We start from the raw sequence: 20508 nt of genomic DNA, 5'->3' as shown, positions 1-20508 counted from the left end.
CCGGCCATCGCCTCAGGCCGCCAACTTCGGGAGCACGGAACGGGCGAACTCGTCGACCCATTCGCGCTGGTTGCGGCCCACGTTGTGGATGAACAGGCGGGTGAAGCCCGCGTCCACGTAGCGCTGCAGGGCGGCCCGGTGCGCGTCCGGATCGGCCGAGACGACCATCCTGTCGGCGAAGTCTTCCGGCCGCACTTGACGGGCCAGCTGGGCGAATTCGTGGGGGGAGCGGATGTCTCCCTTGGGGAAGCGCATGCCGCCGTTGGGCCACTGGTCAAGGGCGTTCGCCATGGCCTCCTCGTCGGTTTGGGCCCAAGACAGGTGGACCTGGATCACTTTGGGCATGGCGTCCGGATCCCGGCCCGCTTCCCGTGCCCCGGCGGCGAAAGCCTCTGCCACCCGTCCCAGCTTTTCGAGCGGGGCTCCCACCGTGATCAGGCCGTCAACGGTTTTCCCGGCCCGCCTGGCCGTGACCGGCCCGGACGTCGCGACCAGGATGGGCGGCGGAGCGGCCGGCATGGTCCACAGGCGGGTCGACTCAAGCGTGAACCACTGGCCCTGGAATTTGGTGTCCTTGCCTGCGGCGGAAGCCGCGAAAAGCTTCTTGATCAGGTCGATCGCCTCAAACATCCGGTTGATCCGGGTTGGCGCCTCGGGCCAGTAGCCGCCCACCACATGCTCGTTGAGGGCCTCCCCCGACCCCAGGCCAAGCCAATGCCTGTCCGGGTACATGGCCCCCAATGTGGCGGAGGCTTGGGCCACCATGGCCGGATGCCAGCGGAAGGACGGGCAGATGACGCCCGGCGCGATCTGGCCGGCGGTGCGTTCGCCCAAGGCCGCGAGCACGTTCCAGACAAAGGCGGCATGCCCTTGGGCGGGCACCCACGGCTGAAAATGGTCCGCGGCCATCACGCCGGCGAACCCCTTCGCCTCGGCGTAGGCGGCCGTTTCGACGATTTCGCTGGGGTGGAATTGTTCCAATGCGGCCGCCAGGCCAACGGTGACGGGTGACATGCGGACGAGTGTAACGACGCCGCCGCGCACGGGCGGTTCGACCGGTGCTAACCTCGGCGTGCCGGAGGGGCCTCGCATCAGTCTCCCGGCCGCCCCGGCGCCTTGGGGACCGAACAACGGCCGCATTGGCCGCGTCAATTCCCAATGACTGCCGAAGGCGGTGCCACGTGCCAATGTTTCGCGTTTCCTCAGCCCGCTCCACGCCGGCCAGACTGCCAATCCCCCGCCTGCGGCGCGCCGCGGCGGCCCAGAACCCGCGAACACCCTGGTCAGGGGCCGACAGCCGGAAACGCGCCAGATCCGCCTTTACAAACTTCGGTTTCCGGGCCATGCGGTTGGGCACCAAGGCCCCGCGCTTGGCGGCCAGGCTTCCGCGCTTAGACGCCAGGGGCCCGCAGTTGGGTCACAAGGGCCCGCGTGTGGGCACCAAGGCCCCGCAGCTGGGTGCCTGGCCTCCGCGTTTGGACGCCCGTGGCCATCAGGTGGGTCCCAGGGGCCCGCGCTTGGACGCCAAGGTTCCGCGCTTTGACGCCAGGGTCCGCCGGGCCGTTGGCCGGGTCCACGCCGGGCTGGCCGCCTTGGCCGTGGTGGCCGCCGGGGCCTGCGCCTCCCCGCCCCCGGCCGATTCGGCCCCGACCAGCGCCCCGACCAACGCTGCGGCCCCCACTCCCGCCTACCCCTTGACGGTTGACAACTGCGGGCATGAGGTGACGGTGGACGCGCCGCCCCAGCGGATCGTCGCGGTCAAGTCCGCCACCGTGGAGTTGTTGATTGCCCTGGGGCTGGGGGAGCGGATCGCGGGGAGCGCCTACTTGGACGGCCCCTTGCCGGAGTGGCTGGCGGATCAGCCGGGGGCCGCCGCCGCCGTGGCGCAGCCCCTGGCGGAAAAGGTGCCATCCCTTGAGGCCGTGGTGGGCTTGGAGCCGGACTTCGTCTTCGCGGGTTGGGAGTCCACGCTGACCGCGACCGGGATCGCCGAACGGGAGCGTTTGGAGTCCCTGGGGATTGGCACTTATGTGGCCCCGGCCGCTTGCCGGGCCGAAGGCTACGAGCCCTCGCCGCTGACTTTTGAGCACATCTTCGACGCGATCACGGAGGCGGGCGACGTGTTCGGCGCTCCGGACGCGGCTGCCCGACTGGTCGCCGATCAGCGGTCGGCCCTCGCGAGCATCGCGCCGACCGGCGGCGGCAACACGGCGCTGTGGTGGTCTTCGGCCACCGACACCCCGTACGTGGGCGCCGGCGCGGGCGCGCCCCAGTTGATCATGGACGCGGCGGGCCTGGCCAACATAGCCGCCGGGGAGCCCGGGTCCTGGACCTCCTATTCGTGGGAGGCAGTCGCGGCGGCCGACCCGGCGGTGCTGGTGTTGGTGGACTCGACTTGGAACAGCGCGGCGCACAAGATCGAGTTCCTCGAGGGCTCGCCGCTGACGCGGGACCTCGCCGCCGTCAAAGCCAAGCGCTACGTGACCGTCCCGTTCGCGGCCACCGAGGCGGGAGTCCGCACGGTGCAAGCCGCCCAGGACCTCGCCCAACAGCTAAGCGCGTTGGACCTGCCGTGACCGACACGCGCACCGGCCCGGCCGGGGCTCCACCGCTTGGCCGGCAAAACGGCGCCGATGCCGTCAAGGCCCCAGCGCCCGGCCCACGCCCAACTGCCAGCGCCAGCCCCGCCCCGAAACCCCATCCGTCCCGCGACAACGGCCCCGCCGAGGCGCCGGAGCCCACCCAGCATCCCGCTGGCGCCACCGGCCCTGCCGCGCCGATGCCCGCCCGGCGAGCCGGTGCCGGCTTGGGCCAGGCGCGCGAGCCCCGCCCGGCCCGAGCCGTCAGCGCAGGCGTTTCCCGCCGACCGGGCGGCGGTTCCAGCGCCCAGCCGCCCCGCCGTGGCCGCCGGGCCCTGAAGACACCCGTCTATTGGGCGCTCGTCCTGATCGCGCTGGCCCTGGCTTTGGCGGCGGCCGTGGCGCTGGGGCCGGTCCAGCTGGGCCCGGCCGAGTTGTGGGCGGCGTTTCTCGGGACCGGCGGCGAGGCCCCGGACGGCTCCACAGCCCACACCATCGTTTGGCAGATCAGGTTGCCGCGAGCGCTCACGGCGGCGGCGGTGGGCGCGGGCCTCGCCTTGGCGGGCGCGGTGACCCAGGGGCTGACGCGGAATCCGCTGGCCGATCCGTACTTGCTCGGCCTGTCCTCGGGCGCATCGCTCGGGGCGGTGTTGGTGCTGCTCAGCGGCTTGACGCTGCTTCTGCCACTGGCCGCCTTCGCAGGCGCGGCGGCGGCGCTCGCCGCCGCGCTCGGTTTGGCGGCGGCCATGGGCCGGTTGACGCCGACCCGCGCCATCCTGGCGGGCCTGGCCGTGGGCCAGGGGGCTTCCGCGCTGGTTTCCCTGGTGGTGTTCACATCCAGCCGGGGGGACGCCTTCCGCGAGGTCATGGGTTGGCTGATGGGTTCTTTGGCCGGGTCGACCTGGTATTCGGTGGCGATCACGGGCGGCGCTCTCGCGCTGGCGGCCCCGGTCTTGGTCCGGTTGGGGCCCACTTTGGCCGCCTTCGGTTTTGGCGACCAAGCGGCTGCCGCCTTGGGGGTTCGGGTGGGGGCGACCCGCCGCCTGATCCTTGTCGCGGTGGCCCTCCTGACGGGCGCCATGGTCTGCCAGTCCGGCGCGGTCGGCTTTGTGGGATTGGTGGTCCCCCACATTGTGCGCCTGACCATCGGGCCGTCCGCCCGCTCCGCCCTGGCCCTGGCCACCGCCACGGGCGCGGTCTTCCTCCTGGCCGCGGACACGTTGGCGCGCCTGGCCATCGCCCCGGCCGAACTGCCCGTGGGCATTGTCACCGCCGGGATCGGCGCGCCCGTGTTCGCCTGGATCCTCGCCCGCTCAAGAGGCGTTGTCCGATGACGTCCCCCACCCCCCAGCACCGCCAGCCGGCAACGCGGCCAGGCCTCGCGGCACGGGACCTGTCGGTCCGCGTGGACGGGCGGCATTTGCTTCACGCGACCGCCATCCACGCGGCGGCGGGCGAGGTCACGGCCGTGATCGGCGCCAACGGGGCGGGCAAGTCGACGCTGTTGCGCGCCGTGTGCGGCCTGGTCAAAGCCAACGGCCGGGTCCTCTTGGACGGCGACGACCTCTTGGCCCTCAGCCCGCGCCAGCGGGCCCAGCGCCTGGCGCTGGTGGCCGCCGAAGAGGAGCCGGATCCCGCTTTGCGCGTGCGCGCGGTTGTGGAGCTTGGGCGCTACCCGCACCGGCCGGCCCTCGCCCAGCCCAGCCGGCGGGATGACGAGGTGGTCCTTGGCGCAATGGCCCGGACGGGCGTGGCCGAACTGGCCGAAAGGGGCTTCGCGACGCTCTCCGACGGCGAACGCCAACGGGTGCGGCTGGCGCGGGCGCTGGCCCAAACCCCGGCGGTGTTGCTGTTGGACGAGCCGGACGCGCACCTCGACGTCAAAGCCCGCGCCGAGTTGGCGGCGCGGCTGCGCGCCCTGGCGGCCGACGGGCTGGCCGTGATGGCGGCGGTCCACGACTTGGCCTTTGCGGCGGCGGTGGCGGACCGCGTGGTGGCGCTGGCGGGCGGGCGGGTGCTGGCGGACGGCCCCGCCGACCGGGTCCTGACCAGCGCCTTGGTGGAGCGGGTCTATGGTTTGCCGTGCGAATTGGTGGAGCGGCCGGACGGCCGGGGGTTGCTGTTCGCGTTCCCGGCCGTGGCCACGGCAGAGCGGCCAGAATGCGGAGAATTGTAAAGACGGCCCTGACCCGCGTTTTCAGCCCGACCGGACTGGCTGTTCAGAGCCTCGCGTTGACGCCGAACGCCGGGGCCACCACACTCCTCCTGTGATCCAGAGCACAGCGATCCAGCGGCGTCCCCTGTCCGCCGCACGCTGTCCTGCCCGAATGTCCGGGCGAATGCGCTGACCTGGCTGAAGTCTCCCCCTCGCATTCCCACATTCGACCGCCGGCGGACCGCTGGCCCCACCTGAGATACGGATCATGACAACACAGGCCGCAGGCCCAAAGGCCCCTGGGTTCCCCTTCGAGCAACTGTTCGAGGCGGAAGACGCCGCGACCGGCGCCGCGCTCCCGGAGCCGTTCGCCGACGTCTACGGTCCGTGGACCCTGCCGGCCGATGAGCCCTACGTCTATTCGAATTTCATCGTCTCACGCGACGGCCGAGTCAGTTTCAACCAGCCCGGCGCCTACCTGCCGGACCAACTGCCGGTCGGGATTGACAACGACCGCTGGCTGATGGCGCTGCTGCGCGGCCGCGCGGACGCCTGCGTGCTGGGCGACGCCTCCCTGCTGATCGCGCCCGAGGTCGGTTTCACGGTCGGTTCGACCGAGCCGGCCCTGGCGGAGCCGCTGGCCGAACTCCGCCGCCAAGAGGGCCTGCGCCCCGAAATGCTCCCGGTCATCTTGTCCGCCAGCGGCCGGGTGCGCCCCGACGCGGACGTGTGGCGCCGCCCCGGCTCCAAGGCCGTGATCGCCACCACCCGCCGGGGCGCCCGCGCCGCCATCGAGTTCGCCAGTTCCGGGTCCCCCGCCGGACCGGCGCCCGACTCGGTCCCCGAGCCCGGCCTCAGCGATCCGCCCGCGCGGCCAACCCGCCGGGGCGCCCAGTCTCCGGCCACGCCACCGGCCGGCCCGGCCCGCGACGCCTCGGCTCAGGCGGGCCGCACCGACATCGCGGTGGAGGTTTTCGATGCCGACTGGGTGGATCCGAACGAACTGGTCGCCCGGCTGCACGCCAAGTACGGCGCCCGCCGGATCATTTGCGAGGGCGGGCCAACGGTCTACGCCCGGTTCTTGGCCGCCGGCGCGATCCACGAGGAGTTCTTCACCCTGTCGCCCCTGGTGATCGGCGCCGCCCCGAACGCCCACCGGCCCACGGTGGTGGAAGGCGTGGCGTTCCAGCCCGAGGCCGCCCCGGTCTCACAGTTGATCAGCGTGCGCAAGGCAGGCGACCTGCTGTTCCTCCGTTCCCGCTACAAGCCGATTCAGGGTGGTGCGTCATGACCGCGGTTTCCCAACTCGAAGGGCGCGCCGACGCCCCCGTCCAAGCCGGCGTGCTGGACTTTCAGGAGATCGGCCGGGTGTTCCCGGGCGGGGTGGAGGCCTTGGCGCCCACCTCGCTGACGATCAAGCCGGGCGAGTTCGTCGCCATTGTGGGGCCGTCCGGCTGCGGGAAGTCGACCCTGCTGCGGTTGGCCGCCAAACTGGACCGTCCCACCGCGGGCCGGATTGTGAGCGCGACCAACTCGATCGGCTACGTCTTCCAGGACCCGACCTTGCTGCCGTGGCGGTCGGTGGCGGCGAACATCGGCTTGGGGCTCGAGTTGGCCCACGCGCCCCGGGCCGAGCGGGCCGCCAAAGTCGCCTGGGCCATCGAGTTGACCGGCCTGGGCGGCTTTGAACAGGCTCTCCCGGCCACGCTGTCCGGTGGCATGCGCATGCGCGTGTCGCTGGCCCGCGCGCTGACCGGCGAACCGGACGTTTTCTTGTTCGACGAGCCGTTCGCCGCGCTGGATGAGATCACCCGTCAGAACCTGGGCGACGAACTGAGCGCGTTGGCGGCCCGCCAACGCTTCGCGGGCGTGTTCGTGACCCACTCCGTGGCGGAAGCCGTGTACCTGTCCAGCCGCGTGCTGGTGATGTCGGCTCGCCCCGGGCGGATCGTGGCGGAGATACCGGTGGCGGCGGCGCAACCTCGCGACCCGGAGTTCCGGCTCAGTTCGGCCTACGCCGGGGCGGTCGCAGAGGTCACCCACGCGCTACGTCACAAGGCCACGACGGCGGGCGCGTCATGAGCGCCCCGGCCGCCCCCGCGCTCCGGCGCAAACCGGACGCGAACCCAAAGAACGGCGGCCCCGCGCCGGCGGGGCGCGCGCCCTGGACCGCGCGCTTGCGCAAACGGGCCAAGAACCTGGCTCTGCCGGTGGTGACCACCGTCGTCTTGCTGGCCTTCTGGGAGTACTTCTCCACGCAAATCATGAGCCCGGCCCGCCGGTTCATCCTGCCTCCGCCCAGCGACGTGGTCCGGATCGGGTTCCTGGATGACCGCAACCGGGGCGAGTTGCTGGCGGGCTTGTCGCAGACGGCATCGGTCGCGGTGGTCGGGCTGGCCATAGCGATAGTGCTCGGGTCGCTCGTCGCGCTGGCGATGAGCCAGGCGATCTGGCTGGAACGGTCCATCTACCCGTGGGCCGTGATCCTCCAAACCATCCCGATCCTGGCTTTGGTTCCGCTGATCAGCTTCTGGTTCGGCTACGGTTTCGGCTCACGGGTCCTGGTCTGCGTGATGATCGCGCTCTTCCCCATCATCACCAACACGCTGTTCGGCTTGCAGTCCGCCACCGAGGCGCACCGCGACCTGTTCCGCCTTTACGGCGCCTCCTGGCGCGACAAGGTCCTCAAGCTGCTGATCCCGGGCGCCCTGCCGTCAGTGCTGGCGGGCTGGCGGATCTCCGCCGGGCTGTCCGTCACCGGCGCCATAGTCGGTGACTACTTCTTCCGGCACGGCCAGGCCGGGATCGGGCGCCTGTTGGACGCCTACACCCAGCACCTGCGTTCCGCGCAGTTGTTCGCCGGGGTGATCTTGGCCTCAAGCTTCGGGATCGCCGTGTTCTGGGCGTTCGGCCTGCTGTCGCAGGCGGTGGTGGGCAAGTGGCATGAGACCGGCCGGCGGGCCGGCGCGGGGCGCGAAGCATGAGCGGGCCCGGGGACCCAAAGCCGTCCGGGCCGGCCGGCGAGCAGCCGTCGCCGGTACCGGCGCGCGCCGCCAGCGGGCCGGTCGGCTCCGGACAGCCGCAGTCGGCTCACCCCGGCGGCGCCGCCCCAGCCCAGAGCGGGCCGCATGCGGCTCGAACCCCGCCCGCCGCAGCACCAGCCCCAGCCCAAGGTGGGCCGCATGCGGCTCGAACCCCGCCTGCCGCGAGCGTTGACCACGCCGAGCGCGACTGGATCCTGCGCGGGGTCCGGCCCGTCCGGGGCCAACTCTTGGACGCCCCCAGCGACGTGGTGATCACCGGGGGGGTGGTGGAGCGGGTCGCGCCCCAGGGCGCGGCGAAGGCCGGGCGCCACACCGTGCTTGAACTGCCCGGCTATGTGGTCCTGGCCGCCTTGGCGGAGCCCCACACCCACCTTGACAAGGCGCTGACGGCAGACAGGGTTGCCAACCCGCGCGGCGACCTGCCCGGCGCCATCGACAAATGGATGGCCGTGGGCCCCCGCGAGCGCTACCACGACCTCGAAGAACGCGCCCTGCGCGTGCTGGCGGACGGCCTGGCCGCCGGCGTGACCGCCTTCAGGACCCATGTGGACACCGGGGCGGCCACCGGGCTTGACCCGTTGGAGCGCCTTCTGGCCGTCAAGAAGGCCGTGGCCCCCTGGGTTGACCTGCAAGTCTTCCCCTCCTTCGGGCTGCCGGTCACCGGCCGGGACGGACTGTCCCAGCGCCGTTTGATCGAGCGCGCCATCGAAGCCGGGGCGGACGGGATCGGCGGGGCGCCGAACTTCGACCCGGCGCCCGGCGAGGCGCTCGCCATAATCCTGGACACGGCCGCGCAAGGCGGCGTCCCGCTGGACCTGCACCTGGACGAGACGCTGGACCCGGCGCACTTCCTGTTGGAGGACGTGGCCGAACGGGCCGGCGCATTGGGCGTACCGGTGACCGTGGACCACGTCTGCTCGTTGGCGTTGCAACCGCCCGAACGGATCGCCGCGACCGCTGCGAAGCTCGCGCAGGCCCGCGTCAACGTGGTGACATTGCCGTTGACCAACCTCTACCTGCAAGGACGGGAGGCCGCCTCGCCCGTTCAGCGCGGCATCACCGCCGTGCGGGACCTGCTGGACGCCGGAGTCAACGTGGCCGGCGGGGCTGACAACCTCCTGGACGCCTTCAACCTGGTGGGCCGCCCCGACCCCCTGGAAACAGCCGCCCTGCTGGTCGCGGGCGCGCACTTGACCATCGCCGAGGCTTTGCACGCCGTCACCCAGGCCGCCCGGTCCACGCTGGGCCTGGGCCCGGCCGGCCCCGCGCCCGGCGCCGCCGCCGACCTGCTGGTGGCCCGCGCCCGCTCGCCCCAAGAACTGGTCGCCTTCGCGCCGCCCGAACGGCTGGTGTTCAAGGGCGGTTCCCTCGTCGCCCGTACCGAAACCCAACGTGAGCCGGTGCCGTGGGCGGGGGCGGACGGCATCGGGCACCTAGCTTGCAAAACCCCTACCCCAACCCAAGTAACGACCTAACCAATAGGCAAAGGAGAACATCATGTCCAAGGCCGCTCTGGCCGCGCCCCTCCTGATCGCGGCGTTGACGCTGACCGCTTGCTCGGCGGAGAAGGAACCACCGCCCGCAGTCGGCGCTTCGGCCGATGGGCCCTCCGCGGGCGTTTACGCGACCGACTTGAAGGGCGTGTGCCCCGACACGGTCGACGTGCAAATCGACTGGTGGCCGCAAGCCGACTACGGCTTCCTGTTCCACCTGATCGGGCCCGGTGGCGACGTGGACGCGAACACCTTCACCTACTCCGGCCCGTTGGGCGAAACGGGGGTGAACCTGGCCGTCCACTCCGGCGGGGCGGCAGTCGGGTTCCAATCCACCACCTCCCTCCTCTACAAGGACGATTCGGTGCTGCTGGGGGTGACCTCGACCGAACAGTCCATTGAGAACGCCAAAGAGTTCCCAACCGTCGCCGTGTTCACGCCGTTGCAGCGCGTGCCGCTGGTCCTCTATTGGGGCAACCAAGACTGGGACTTCGACAACTTGACGGACATCAAAGAGGCCGGGGTGACCGTCCTGACCGTCGAATCGGCGCCGTACCTGAAGGTGCTGTTGGCGGAGGGCCTGTTGGATCAGGCGCAAATCGACAACTCGTACAGCGGCGACCCGGCGCGGTTCGTCATCGAGGAGGGCAACGTGGTCCAACAGGGCTATCTGACTTCCGAGATCTACCAATATCAGAACGACCTGCCGGAGTGGAACAAGCCGCTGAAGTGGATCAACGTGGGCGAGGAATACCCGGCTTTGTACCACCAGCTGTCGATCCGCTCGGACCGGTTGGAGGACAACCGCGAATGCCTCGCGGGGCTGGTGCCGATCTTCCAGCAAGCCGGGATCGACTACGCCAAGGACCCGTCCGCCGGCAACAAGGCGCTCGAGGAGACGGCCGCCGGGTTCACCGGCTCGGGCTGGGAACTCAGCGACGGGCTGCTCGACTGGGCGGCCAAGACCCTGGTCGAAGAGAGGTTGATCGCCAACGGGCCGGACGGCGCCTACGGGTCGCTGCCGCTGGACACGTTCGCGGAGTTCATCGACACCTACCGCGACGCGGTGGCCGCAGACGGCATTGAGGTCAGCCAGGACCTGAAGGTGGGCGACTTCGCCACCAACGAGTTCATCGACCCGGAGTTGAAGCTGTGAGCGCGGCAATTCGGCCGGTGGCATGGGTCAAGACCATCGCCCCCGAGGACGCCACGGGCACGCTGAAAGAGGCTTACGACTGGCAGGCGGCGCGCCTGGGCGAACCGACCGAATACACCCAGCTTGGCTCGCTGCACCCGGAACTGGTGCTGGAACGGCTGCGGCTGTACAAGGTGGTGGAAGGCTCGCTGGGCGGTTTGACCGCGTTGGAGCAGAAGCTGGTGGTGTACGTGACGTCGGTGGTCAACGCCACCCCGCATTGCGCCTCCGGCGCCCGGCTCGCCTTGGAGCAGCTTGACGCCGACTCGGACTTGGTTTCGCGCGCGGCCGCCACGCCGTTGGATCCGCAAACCGGGGATTCCCGCCTGGACGCCGTCATCCGGTACACCGGATTGCTGGCCGCCACGCCCGGCGCCGTCACCGAGGCCGACATCCAGGGCCTGCGCGCTGTTGGACTGGGCGATGCGGACATTGTCGCCCTGAACAACCTGGTCGCCTATTACGCCTACACCAACCGCGTGGCCACCGGCCTGGGGCTTCGCTCCGCGATCCCGGAGCGGCACGCCCTTCACGCGGTGCCGCGATGAGCCCGCCGGTGGCGGGCGGAGGGCGGATGCGGATCGGCATCTCGCCTTTCGCCTCCACCCGCGCCGGGATGCTGGCCGTCGCGGACGCGGCGTTCGCGGGCGGGATCGACAGCTTCTGGCTGGGCGAGGGCCTGCTTTACGTCGAGGAGTTCAAGCCCTGGTCCGGCGGGATGGAGCCGATCACTTGGCTGGCTTTGCTGGCCGGGCGCCATCCCGGCGCGCGGGTCGGTGTGTGCGCCTCTGTGCTGCCCCTGCGGGACGTGACTTGGCTGGCCAAACAGGCGGCCACGTTGGACCAGCTGACGGAGGGCAACTTCGTCTTGGCGTTGACGCCCGGCATGTGGGAACGCGAATTCGCTTTCCTGGGGCTGGACTACAACCGGCGGGGGCGGCGGCTCGCCGCCTCGCTGGACGCGCTTGAGGCCGCCTTCGCCGGAAGGGCGCACTCCTCCGAGGTGGCGACCTATCCGGACTGGGGCCGGCTTTCGCCCGTTCCCCACAACGGGGTGGCGCCGGAGTTGTGGCTGGCGGGAGGACCCGCCACCACCAGGCAGGCGCTCCGCCGGGGCTGGCCGGTGCAACTCCAGTTGAAGCCGGTCGACCAGATCGAGGCGGCGGCGGCCGATTGGTACGCACGGGGCGGCAAGGGGCTGGCGTTGAGAATGCCGCTGCGGCTGGCGGGTTCTGTTGGTTCTGCTGGTTCTGCGGGTTCTGGCTCCGGGCCGACCGGCGTGGTTGACGGCCCCTACGGCGGTTATGAGGCGGTCGGATCGCCCCAAGAGCTCGCGGAACTCTTCGCCGCCTACGAACGCGCGGGCATAGTTGACCTGTCGATCATCCCCGGCCAGTCAGACCAGGCTTCGCTCGCGGCGGTCGAGGCCCTGGTGGAGACGATCATCCCCGCGTACCACGCGCTAGCCGCGTAGGCGGGCGGCAAGCCGCCGACCCGCCATCCACCCCGTCCGGGCCCGGTCCAGGCCCCAAATGCAACCTCCGAGCTCTTCGTGATCCACCTGCGGATCAGGATCGTGATTGGAGTTGCACTTGGCCCCTCAACGGGCGCGCTTCAGGCCCCAAATGCAACCCCCGAGCCCTTCGTGATCCACCACCGGATCACGATCGTGATTTCAGTTGCACTTGGCCCCCCAACGGCCCGTCTCCAAGCCCCAAATGCAACCTTCGAGCCCTTCGTGATCCACCACCGGATCACGATCGTGATTTCAGTTGCACTTGGCGCCTCAACGGCCGGTCTTCAAGCCCCAAATACAGCCTCCGAGCTCTTCGTGATCCACCACCGGATCAGGATCGTGTCTTGGGTCAAACTCGCCGCTGGCCTTGTTGGAAACGGCGCCCATGTGGGCAGATGATGTGGCCTGCGCCAGATAGGGACGGCGCCTGGTGAAAGGCGGGAGGGTCCCGTCTCGGCCCGCCGGCCCCGTGCGTCATTGGCGTTCTAGGAACTCGTACACGTCCGTCAGGTCCACGCCCGGGAACGCCCCGGTGGGCATGGCCGCCAGCACCGAGGAGTGCGGGCGCGCCGCCGGCCAGGCCCAGCCTTCCCACTCTTCGGCCAGGTCAGCGGGGGGCGTGGCGCAGCAGGACGGGTCGGGGCAGTCGGAGCGCATGCGGACGCGCGTGTCCGCGCCCGCGAACCATTTGGCGTCCTCAAGGCGGCACCCAACTGAGACCGAGAAGATCCCGTCCCGCGTTTGCTTCAAGTGGGCGGTGGCCCAGAACGTCCCGCGCGGGGTGTCGGTGTATTGGCAGTAACGATCTCGCGGCCGGGACGCCTCGAACACGGTCCTGCCCGCCCAGTAGCGGCACATGAACTGGCCTTCGATGGCCCCTAGGGGGTCGGTCGGGAACAGCGACCCGTCGTTCTCATAGGACTTGTGGATCACCCCGGAGGAGTGGACCTTGGCGAAGTGCACCCGGATCCCCAGGTGCCGGGTCGACAGGTTGACGAACCGGTGGGCGGCCATCTCATAGGAGACGGTGAACGCGTCCCGGAACTCCTCGATTCCCAGCGCACGGCGCGCCTTGGCGCTCCCCAGCGCCAGCACCGCCGCGCTTTCCGGCATCAAGACCGCCCCCGCCAGGTAGTTCGCCTCCACGCGCTGGCGCAGGAACGCCATGTAGTCCTCCGGTTCACCGTGCCCCAGCACATGCGAGGCGAGCGCCTGCAGCACCGTAGACCGGTGGTCGCCGGTGACCGCCTCCGCTTGCCGGGGCAGGTAGAGCCGGTGGCGCTTGGTGTCCAGCACGGACCGCGTGGTCTGCGGCAGATCGTCCACGAACCGCAGTTCGAACCCCAGCTTGCCGGTCAAAGTGGCCAGGTCGGCCTGGTTCATCGGCTCGCCCGGCTCATGCCCGGCCAGGTCCAGCAGCCGGGCGGCGGCCCGTTCGAGCTCCGGGAAGTAGTCGTCCTGTTCCCGCATCTCCAAGCGCAAGGCGGCGTTCGCGCGCCGCGCCTCCTCCGGCGTGGCCACCCTTTCCTCCCGCACGCGGTAAAGCTCGCGGGACAATCCGACCAGCGCCTCCAGCACCTCCGGCGAGGTCGTCCGGGTCACCTTCACCCTGGGCAGCCCGCGCGCCGCGTAGGCCGGGTCCCGCTGCACCCGCTCCCATTCGATTTCGAGGGCGTCCCTTTCGGTGGGCGGGCTCGGGTCGAACAGGGCCCGTGGGGCCACCCCCAACGCGGCCGCGATCGCCCCGATTTGCGCCAGCGTGGGGCTCCGCAGCCCGTTTTCGATCGCCGATATGCCCGATGCCGCCCGCCCCGCCACCGCCGCCAGTTCCTCCAGTTTGAGCCCCTTTTGGAGCCGGAAGAATCTGATCCGCCGCCCAATCACCAAGGGGTCGATCCCGTCCCTGGGCATGCGCAGCGCCTTGGGCGGGGGTTGGATGGGGACCGGCTGGCCGCCCGAGCCCGGCGCAGCGGACGGGGAAACGGCGGCCTTGGCGACGGCATCACGCATGCCCCAATGGTACTACGCTCAAATTTCCGCGAGCTGGAAATTTCCGCCATTTTTCACCAAGGTGAGCTGGCGCCAAGCCGGGAAATATCTTAAGGTCAAATAAAAGCGGCACCGCAGAAAGGCTCGGAGCCGCGCAAACACCTTCAATGGAGAGGCAGACCACATGACCATCCGTCCCGGAGACCAGACCCAAACCGCCGCCGAACTCGCCCGTTCGTGGCAGACAGACCCCCGCTGGGCCGATGTCAAGCGCACGTACAACGCCGAAGACGTGATCGCTCTGCGCGGTTCGTTCCAAGAAGACCACACGCTCGCCAAGCGCGGCGCGGAGAAGCTCTGGGAGGCGATCCACGCCGACGGCTACGTCAACGCGCTCGGCGCGCTGACCGGCAACCAGGCCGTCCAGCAAGTCAAGGCGGGCCTCAGGGCCATCTACCTGTCCGGCTGGCAAGTCGCCGCGGACGCGAACCTGGCCTCGCAGACCTACCCGGACCAGTCGCTCTACCCTGCCAACTCGGTCCCGGCGATCGTGCGGCGCATCAACAACGCCCTCGAGCGGGCCGACCAGGTCGAGTTCATCGAGCAGGGCAAGGCCGTACGCGACTGGTTCGCGCCAATCGTGGCGGACGCGGAGGCGGGCTTCGGCGGCGAACTCAACGCCTACGAGCTCATGAAGGCCATGATCGAGGCCGGCGCGGCGGGCGTGCACTGGGAAGACCAGCTGGCCTCGGCCAAGAAGTGCGGCCACATGGGCGGCAAGGTGCTCATCCCGACGCAACAGCATGTGCGCACCCTCAACGCCGCCCGCCTGGCGGCGGACGTGGCCGGCGTGCCCACCGTGGTAGTGGCGCGGACCGACTCGTTGGGCGCGGACCTGATCACCTCGGACGTGGATGATCGCGACAAGCCGTTCCTGACCGGCGAGCGGACCTCGGAGGGCTTCTACCGGACCACTCCCGGCCTGGACGTGATCATCGCGCGCGGCAAGGCGTACGCCCCCTACGCGGACCTGCTGTGGGTTGAGACCGCCACGCCGGACCTCGAGCTGGCTCGCCAGTTCTCCGAGGCGATCCACGCCGAGTTCCCGAACCAGCTGCTCGCGTACAACTGCTCGCCGTCCTTCAACTGGCGCGCCAAGTTGGACGACGCGACGATCGCCAAGTTCCAGCGCGAACTGGGCGCCATGGGCTACAAGTTCCAGTTCATCACGCTGGCCGGCTTCCACGCCCTCAACTACGCCATGTTCGACCTGGCGGACGGCTACCGCGACCGCGGCATGACCGCCTATGTTGAGCTCCAGACCAAGGAGTTCGAGGCGGAGTCCCGCGGCTACACCGCCACGCGCCACCAGCGCGAGGTCGGCACCGGCTACTTCGACAAGATCGCCACCACCCTGAACCCGCAGTCCGCCACCACGGCTCTGAGCGGTTCGACCGAGGCCGCGCAGTTCTGACCCGAACGCCGCAGCGGTCCTTCGGGACAAGGCCCGTGCGCAACCCGTCTTGTTACCATCAAGGGGTTACGCACGGGCCTTCAAGGCACCTACGCACTTTGTCCGATGCCGTGCATCTGGGTTCACCGGAGCACCCCCGAACGGTTCTTGGTCACTTTGGCGGCGGCGCTCAACAACGGTTTGACGAACACACACATCTTTTGCTTTCTAAGGAGGCAACCCCGCAATGACACACGAGACCAACACCACGCCGCGCGGACACATTGAGGTCAAGGGGGCGCTCGGACAGCGGTATGACGAGATCCTGACCCCCGAGGCCATGGCTTTTCTGACGGTGCTTCACGAGAACTTCGCGTACCGGCGGCTCGAGCTGCTGGAGCGCCGCCAGGCGTTCCAGGACGCGATTGACGGCGGCGCCATGCCGAAGTTCCTGGCGGAGACCGAAGCCATCCGGGGCGACTTGACTTGGCAGGTGGCACCTTTGGCGCCCGGGTTGGAGGACCGCCGGGTGGAGATCACCGGGCCGACCGACCCCAAGATGACCGTCAACGCCTTGAATTCGGGGGCCAAGGTCTGGCTGGCCGATTTCGAGGACGCGCTCTCCCCGACCTGGCGGAACGTGGTCGAGGGCCAGCTTTCGCTGAAGGACGCGATCCGGGGCGAACTGCACTACGTCAGCCCGGAGGGCAAGGCCTATGAGGTCAAGTCGCCGGACATCAAGGAACTGCCGACCATTGTGGCCCGCCCGCGCGGCTGGCACCTGTTGGAGAAGCACCTGCGCTACTTCGCGCCGAACGGGTTCTCCCAGTCGGTTCCGGGAGCGTTGGTGGACTTCGGCCTGTACTTCTTCCACAACGCCAAGGAACTGCTCGCGCGCGGCCGTGGGCCGTACTTCTACCTGCCGAAGCTCCAGTCCCACAAGGAGGCACGGCTCTGGAACGACATCTTCAACTTCGCCCAGGATTTCATCGGCATTGAGCGGGGCACCATCCGCGCGACCGTGCTGATCGAGACCCTGCCGGCGGCGTTCGAGATGGATGAGATCCTTTACGAACTGCGGACCCATTCCGCCGGGTTGAACGCCGGGCGCTGGGACTACCAGTTCTCAATCATCAAGACCCTGCGCAACAAGGGGGTCAAGTACGTCCTGCCAGACCGCGCCCAGGTCACAATGACCCAGCCGTTCATGCGGGCGTACACCGAGTTGCTGGTCAAGACGTGCCACCAGCGCGGGGCGTCCGCTATGGGCGGGATGAGCGCGTTCATCCCGAACCGGCGCGACCCGGAGGTGACCGAGCAGGCGTTCGAGCAGGTCCGCAAGGACAAACTGCGGGAGGCCACGGACGGGTTTGACGGCACTTGGGTGGCGCACCCCGACCTCATCGCGATCGCGCAGGAGGAGTTTGACAACGTGTTGGGCTCGGCGCCGAATCAAATTTCGCGCCAGCGTTCGGACGTGAAGGTTTCCGAAGCGGATTTGCTGGACGTCGACTCGGCGCGCCGGGCCGGGGCCACCATCACCTCGCGGGGGCTTCGGACCAACATCTCGGTCGGCATCCGGTACATGGAGAACTGGCTGCGCGGAAACGGGGCGGCCGCCATCGACAATTTGATGGAGGACGTGGCCACGGCCGAGATCTCGCGTTCGCAGATTTGGCAGTGGATCGCGGCGGGCGCCACCACCGATTCGGGCTCCCCGATCACCCGCGAGCGGGTCGAATCTCTGGTCAAGGAGATCGTGGACGATTTCGAGAAGTTCCCCGGCAACCGCTACCAGGAGGCCACCGAGGCGTTCAAGGCCGTCGCCATTGACGACGACTTCCCGGCCTTCCTGACGGTCGGCACGTACGTGTCATACCTGGTCGGGTCGGACGTGGACCAGCCCACCAACCCGATCTGACAGAAATGGGGACGGTGCCTATTTCGCGAGCGAAATAGGCACCGTCCCCATTTCTTTTCCGTTCGTCAGGCGGCCGCGTAGGTCAGGCAGTCGGCGCTGGCCGCGCCGCGCAGGCCGACCTGGATGGCCGGGGCGCCGCATTCGAGTTCGCTGTTGTAGGTGCACTCGAAGTGCTGGCAGGCGCCCACCGCGGCGACCGCGTCGCCGAAGCCGCCCTTAATGGTCAGCGGGATGAAGGTGGCGCAGCCCGCCTCGCCCTGCGGGCCAGCTATGGTGACCGCGCCAGCGTGGCAGGCGTCCGCCTCGTTGTAGGCGCAGCCCGCGACCGAGCATTCCGAAACCTTCGACAGTTCATCAAGCGTCATCATGGTTCGCTCCTTTTCCAATTGCTTGTTGGCTTTGATATTGGCGTTTGATTAAGTGATACAACGATTTCTCCCGCAATGCAAGCGCGGCCTGCGGATGACGCCATTTTCATAAGCAGAGGTTTGGCTAGCCTAATTCCGCCCCAATTGCGATATGCGGATATTTCGATAAATCGATGTGGCGTTATTTCACTATTTCGCCAAGCGGCCGGCCGCTCAATTCGCGGCGCGTCCCGGACCGGGTGGCCTGGTCGCCCCCGCACGCCCAGCGCGGCGGGGATGAGGCTGGGGGGCGGGCGGACGGCATCGGGCGCGGCGGCGGACCCCTCACCCGACAGGCTGGTCCGGCCCGTTAGGATTGGGGGGTGCTGCTTTCCGACCGCGACATCGCGGCCCAAATCGAATCCGGGCAAATCAGCCTGGATCCGTTCGACGCGGCGATGATCCAGCCGAGCTCCATCGATGTGCGCCTCGACCGGTACTTCCTCCTGTTCGACAATCACCGCTGCGCCGTGATCGACCCGGCGGAGGAGCAACCCGAACTGACGCGCTCATTCGACGTGCCCCCCAACGAGCCGTTCATCTTGCATCCCGGCGAATTCGTGCTCGGCTCGACCTACGAACAGGTGCGTTTGGCGGACCGGGTCGCCGCGCGGCTGGAGGGGAAAAGCTCGCTGGGGCGTCTCGGTTTGCTGACGCATTCGACCGCCGGGTTCATCGACCCCGGCTTCCAGGGACATGTCACTTTGGAGTTGTCGAACGTGTCGACCCTGCCGATAAAGCTCTGGCCGGGCATGAAGATTGGGCAAATGTGCTTTTTCGAATTGTCCAGCCCGGCGCTGCACCCCTACGGTTCGGGCGCGACCGGATCGCGCTACCAGGGGCAGCGGGGGCCAACACCGTCCCGTTCGCATTTGAACTTCCACCGGACCGCCATCTGAGCCGACCATGCCCCAGAACCTGACCAGCGCCCTCGCCCAGACCCACCACCTGCTGGTCTTGGCGCCGGACATCAACGCCAGCGAGATCGCCATCTTGGCCGCGACCCGCTGGCGGGCGGTGGAACAGGCGATGGGGGAAATCACCTTGTCGAGGTATTCGTCGCTGTTCGGCCCGTACACGGTTGGCGCCGGCCTGGCGCCGTCGCTGGGCCTGCCTCGGGGCCTCAACCAGGCCTGGATGGCCACAACCCTGACAGAGCGCGGCGACCGGCCCTTCCCCGGCTCGCTTGACCCCACGGGCATCTCCCGCGCCTTCCCCGGCGGGCTCCCCGTGCGCGAGGAGCGGCGGGTGGTCGAGTTCCTGGTCGCCGTCGCCCGCCGACTGGGCGGCGTGGTCCGCTTCCACGACTCCGGTCTGATGGTGGCGCCCGTGCCGGACGGCGCCCTCGATTTGACGGTCTTCTCGCCGCTCTGGCTGGAGCCCGATGCCGCCTTGGCCACCGCCCGCTCGGTTGTTCCGTTGTTCGACCTGGCGATCAACTGGCACGACTTCGCGCCCGTGGCGCCTCCCGCCGAATCCGGCGACTCCTACGACGACTGGTCTGAACCCTCTACGGCCGGGGGGGCGGGCGAATTGTCCGCTTCCCGCCGCGCCGAATTGCACGAACGCGCCGACCGACGCGACCAGGCCGCGTTGGCGGAGCCGCCCAGCCTGGACCGGTACGCCCTCGCGGCGGACCTCGGCCCGGCTGGCGGCCTGGTGATCGAGATCGCGGGCGTTGACCCGCCGCCGCTGGCGCTGCGGGGGGTCGCCTGGGCCGCCGAGGGCGCCGTCGCCTACACCGTCCGCTGGATCCCGGACGAACCAAAGCACTTGTTGATGGAGTTCCCGCCCGCCGACCACTGCCGCACCCGGTCCCAGATGGCGAACCTGCTGGCTTCCCTGGCCCGCGTCATCCACCACACGGTGGGCGGCGAGGTCCTGGACGCGGACGCCTTCCCGATCGACCCGACCGACCTTTGATCTCTGGCCGCCGGGGTGCGCGGTCTGCCCCTGGACACAACCAATCCAGACGATTTCGCCGACCTCGAGGGTCCGGTGGATGTCGTCCCCGTCACGCGCATTGGCACGGGTGCCGCCCGCCGTCCGTTTGCCCGTGGTCAAGGCGCCAGGTAGACTGTCCCCTCGGCCCTTCCCCCCGAAGGGCCAAATGCGCCTGTAGCTCAACGGATAGAGCATCTGACTACGGATCAGAAGGTTGGGGGTTCGAATCCCTTCAGGCGCGCACTGTGATGTCTCGGGCGCCTGTTTGGTTGGTTGGGACCGTTGATTCGCCGAGTCGATAGCACAATCCCCTTTTCACCGCGCTATCGCGATTCCGCCTGCACGGATGCCTGTGGATGGCCCTGAGAGTATTGGGCGTTGCCCGGAGAGATTGACTCCACTTGGCAACAGGCTGCTTGGGCCGCTTCCGCGAAAAGGTGGCGGCCATCCAGGTTATGTGGCCGCTCACGATCAGGCAGGACGTGTCAGCGAACGGTGTCGCGACCGGTGGTACTGCGACGAACTCGTGGCTTTGGGGAGATTGGGTCGCGCCGGAACTGTTGATGAGATATGACGACGTGATGCGAATGCGCTCGGACTCCACGCGCGGTTCTGCGCGAGGACTTGCCGGGCGGGTACCGCTGTCCCAAGGGTCTATTGGGGCGGGCGTCAGCCCTATGGGCTTGATCGGCACGGGGGTCAGGGCCGGTTTCGCAGGAGGGAGCTTCCGAAGCGCGGCCTTGAGTGTGGTGCCATAGAGCGGCAGAAGGTCAAAGTCAATCTCATGGAGCGCATGCGCAAAAAACCGGCCG

Annotated in this window: 17 protein-coding genes and 1 tRNA gene; 15 read left to right on the top strand and 3 right to left on the bottom strand. The window is 69.1% G+C overall.

The window, feature by feature from the left end; all coding sequences use genetic code 11:
- Positions 1-12: 12 nt before the first annotated feature.
- Positions 13-1014: a TIGR03557 family F420-dependent LLM class oxidoreductase gene (locus LBC97_03875; GenBank protein MDR2565195.1), complete on the bottom strand. Its 1002-nt coding sequence runs from the start codon at positions 1012-1014 to the stop codon at positions 13-15.
- Positions 1015-1517: 503 nt separating this feature from the next.
- Between LBC97_03875 and LBC97_03870 the strand changes: the two genes are divergently transcribed.
- The 10 genes from LBC97_03870 to LBC97_03825 all read left to right on the top strand — a co-directional run bounded on the left by LBC97_03870 (position 1518) and on the right by LBC97_03825 (position 11940).
- Positions 1518-2576 carry a putative F420-0 ABC transporter substrate-binding protein gene (locus LBC97_03870; protein MDR2565194.1) on the top strand — a complete coding sequence of 353 codons (1059 nt, stop codon included), beginning with the start codon at positions 1518-1520 and terminating at the stop codon, positions 2574-2576.
- Positions 2573-3913 (top strand): iron chelate uptake ABC transporter family permease subunit, encoded by a 1341-nt coding sequence (locus LBC97_03865; protein MDR2565193.1) that lies wholly within the window; start codon positions 2573-2575, stop codon positions 3911-3913. The genes LBC97_03870 and LBC97_03865 overlap by 4 nt, the downstream gene beginning before the upstream one ends.
- Positions 3910-4755, top strand: coding sequence for an ABC transporter ATP-binding protein (locus LBC97_03860; GenBank protein MDR2565192.1), 846 nt, complete (start codon positions 3910-3912; stop codon positions 4753-4755). Before LBC97_03865 ends, LBC97_03860 begins: the two co-directional genes overlap by 4 nt.
- Positions 4756-5002: 247 nt before the next feature.
- On the top strand, positions 5003-6025 hold the full coding sequence (locus LBC97_03855; protein MDR2565191.1) for a dihydrofolate reductase family protein: 1023 nt from the start codon (positions 5003-5005) through the stop codon (positions 6023-6025).
- The gene (locus tag LBC97_03850; protein MDR2565190.1) at positions 6022-6816 is read left to right on the top strand and encodes an ABC transporter ATP-binding protein; all 795 of its coding nucleotides are present in this window, start codon (positions 6022-6024) and stop codon (positions 6814-6816) included. Before LBC97_03855 ends, LBC97_03850 begins: the two co-directional genes overlap by 4 nt.
- Positions 6813-7718 carry an ABC transporter permease gene (locus LBC97_03845; protein ID MDR2565189.1) on the top strand — a complete coding sequence of 302 codons (906 nt, stop codon included), beginning with the start codon at positions 6813-6815 and terminating at the stop codon, positions 7716-7718. The genes LBC97_03850 and LBC97_03845 overlap by 4 nt, the downstream gene beginning before the upstream one ends.
- On the top strand, positions 7715-9253 hold the full coding sequence (locus LBC97_03840; GenBank protein MDR2565188.1) for an amidohydrolase family protein: 1539 nt from the start codon (positions 7715-7717) through the stop codon (positions 9251-9253). Before LBC97_03845 ends, LBC97_03840 begins: the two co-directional genes overlap by 4 nt.
- 22 nt (positions 9254-9275) lie before the next feature.
- A complete protein-coding gene (locus LBC97_03835) occupies positions 9276-10427 on the top strand; it encodes a hypothetical protein (GenBank protein ID MDR2565187.1) in 1152 nt (383 codons plus the stop codon).
- A complete protein-coding gene (locus tag LBC97_03830) occupies positions 10424-11014 on the top strand; it encodes a peroxidase-related enzyme (GenBank protein MDR2565186.1) in 591 nt (196 codons plus the stop codon). Before LBC97_03835 ends, LBC97_03830 begins: the two co-directional genes overlap by 4 nt.
- The gene (locus LBC97_03825; protein MDR2565185.1) at positions 11011-11940 is read left to right on the top strand and encodes an LLM class flavin-dependent oxidoreductase; all 930 of its coding nucleotides are present in this window, start codon (positions 11011-11013) and stop codon (positions 11938-11940) included. Before LBC97_03830 ends, LBC97_03825 begins: the two co-directional genes overlap by 4 nt.
- A gap of 516 nt (positions 11941-12456) precedes the next feature.
- Here the strand turns inward: LBC97_03825 and LBC97_03820 are convergent.
- On the bottom strand, positions 12457-13992 hold the full coding sequence (locus LBC97_03820; GenBank protein ID MDR2565184.1) for a helix-turn-helix domain-containing protein: 1536 nt from the start codon (positions 13990-13992) through the stop codon (positions 12457-12459).
- A gap of 163 nt (positions 13993-14155) precedes the next feature.
- Here LBC97_03820 and aceA point away from each other — a divergent pair, with 163 nt between their 5' ends.
- Positions 14156-15445: an isocitrate lyase gene (gene aceA, locus LBC97_03815; GenBank protein MDR2565183.1), complete on the top strand. Its 1290-nt coding sequence runs from the start codon at positions 14156-14158 to the stop codon at positions 15443-15445.
- Positions 15446-15671: 226 nt separating this feature from the next.
- Positions 15672-17345 (top strand): malate synthase A, encoded by a 1674-nt coding sequence (aceB, locus tag LBC97_03810; protein MDR2565182.1) that lies wholly within the window; start codon positions 15672-15674, stop codon positions 17343-17345.
- Between the two features lie 65 nt (positions 17346-17410).
- On the opposite strand, the gene LBC97_03805 is transcribed toward aceB, so the two are convergent.
- Positions 17411-17713 carry a DUF1540 domain-containing protein gene (locus tag LBC97_03805; protein ID MDR2565181.1) on the bottom strand — a complete coding sequence of 101 codons (303 nt, stop codon included), beginning with the start codon at positions 17711-17713 and terminating at the stop codon, positions 17411-17413.
- Between the two features lie 362 nt (positions 17714-18075).
- Here LBC97_03805 and dcd point away from each other — a divergent pair, with 362 nt between their 5' ends.
- The 3 genes from dcd (at position 18076) to LBC97_03790 (ending at position 19937) form a co-directional block, all read left to right on the top strand.
- Positions 18076-18651 carry a dCTP deaminase gene (dcd, locus tag LBC97_03800; GenBank protein MDR2565180.1) on the top strand — a complete coding sequence of 192 codons (576 nt, stop codon included), beginning with the start codon at positions 18076-18078 and terminating at the stop codon, positions 18649-18651.
- A 7-nt stretch (positions 18652-18658) separates the two neighbouring features.
- Positions 18659-19675 carry a hypothetical protein gene (locus LBC97_03795; GenBank protein ID MDR2565179.1) on the top strand — a complete coding sequence of 339 codons (1017 nt, stop codon included), beginning with the start codon at positions 18659-18661 and terminating at the stop codon, positions 19673-19675.
- Positions 19676-19864: 189 nt separating this feature from the next.
- A tRNA-Arg gene (locus LBC97_03790) sits at positions 19865-19937 on the top strand.
- Positions 19938-20508 lie beyond the last annotated feature (571 nt).

Source organism: Bifidobacteriaceae bacterium (assembly GCA_031281585.1).
GTDB lineage: Bacteria > Actinomycetota > Actinomycetes > Actinomycetales > WQXJ01 > JAIRTF01.
Note: the sequence above shows the minus strand (reverse complement) of the source record. Positions and strands in the feature narration are given on the sequence as shown.

What these genes read in the sequence shown, in the direction of transcription:
- LBC97_03875 (MDR2565195.1), bottom strand. Translation starts at nt 1,014, where the DNA reads ATGTCACCCGTCACCGTTGGCCTGGCGGCCGCATTGGAACAATTCCAC.
- LBC97_03860 (MDR2565192.1), top strand. Translation starts at nt 3,910, where the DNA reads ATGACGTCCCCCACCCCCCAGCACCGCCAGCCGGCAACGCGGCCAGGC.
- LBC97_03855 (MDR2565191.1), top strand. Translation starts at nt 5,003, where the DNA reads ATGACAACACAGGCCGCAGGCCCAAAGGCCCCTGGGTTCCCCTTCGAG.
- LBC97_03850 (MDR2565190.1), top strand. Translation starts at nt 6,022, where the DNA reads ATGACCGCGGTTTCCCAACTCGAAGGGCGCGCCGACGCCCCCGTCCAA.
- LBC97_03845 (MDR2565189.1), top strand. Translation starts at nt 6,813, where the DNA reads ATGAGCGCCCCGGCCGCCCCCGCGCTCCGGCGCAAACCGGACGCGAAC.
- LBC97_03840 (MDR2565188.1), top strand. Translation starts at nt 7,715, where the DNA reads ATGAGCGGGCCCGGGGACCCAAAGCCGTCCGGGCCGGCCGGCGAGCAG.
- LBC97_03835 (MDR2565187.1), top strand. Translation starts at nt 9,276, where the DNA reads ATGTCCAAGGCCGCTCTGGCCGCGCCCCTCCTGATCGCGGCGTTGACG.
- LBC97_03825 (MDR2565185.1), top strand. Translation starts at nt 11,011, where the DNA reads ATGAGCCCGCCGGTGGCGGGCGGAGGGCGGATGCGGATCGGCATCTCG.
- LBC97_03820 (MDR2565184.1), bottom strand. Translation starts at nt 13,992, where the DNA reads ATGCGTGATGCCGTCGCCAAGGCCGCCGTTTCCCCGTCCGCTGCGCCG.
- aceA (MDR2565183.1), top strand. Translation starts at nt 14,156, where the DNA reads ATGACCATCCGTCCCGGAGACCAGACCCAAACCGCCGCCGAACTCGCC.
- aceB (MDR2565182.1), top strand. Translation starts at nt 15,672, where the DNA reads ATGACACACGAGACCAACACCACGCCGCGCGGACACATTGAGGTCAAG.
- LBC97_03805 (MDR2565181.1), bottom strand. Translation starts at nt 17,713, where the DNA reads ATGATGACGCTTGATGAACTGTCGAAGGTTTCGGAATGCTCGGTCGCG.
- LBC97_03795 (MDR2565179.1), top strand. Translation starts at nt 18,659, where the DNA reads ATGCCCCAGAACCTGACCAGCGCCCTCGCCCAGACCCACCACCTGCTG.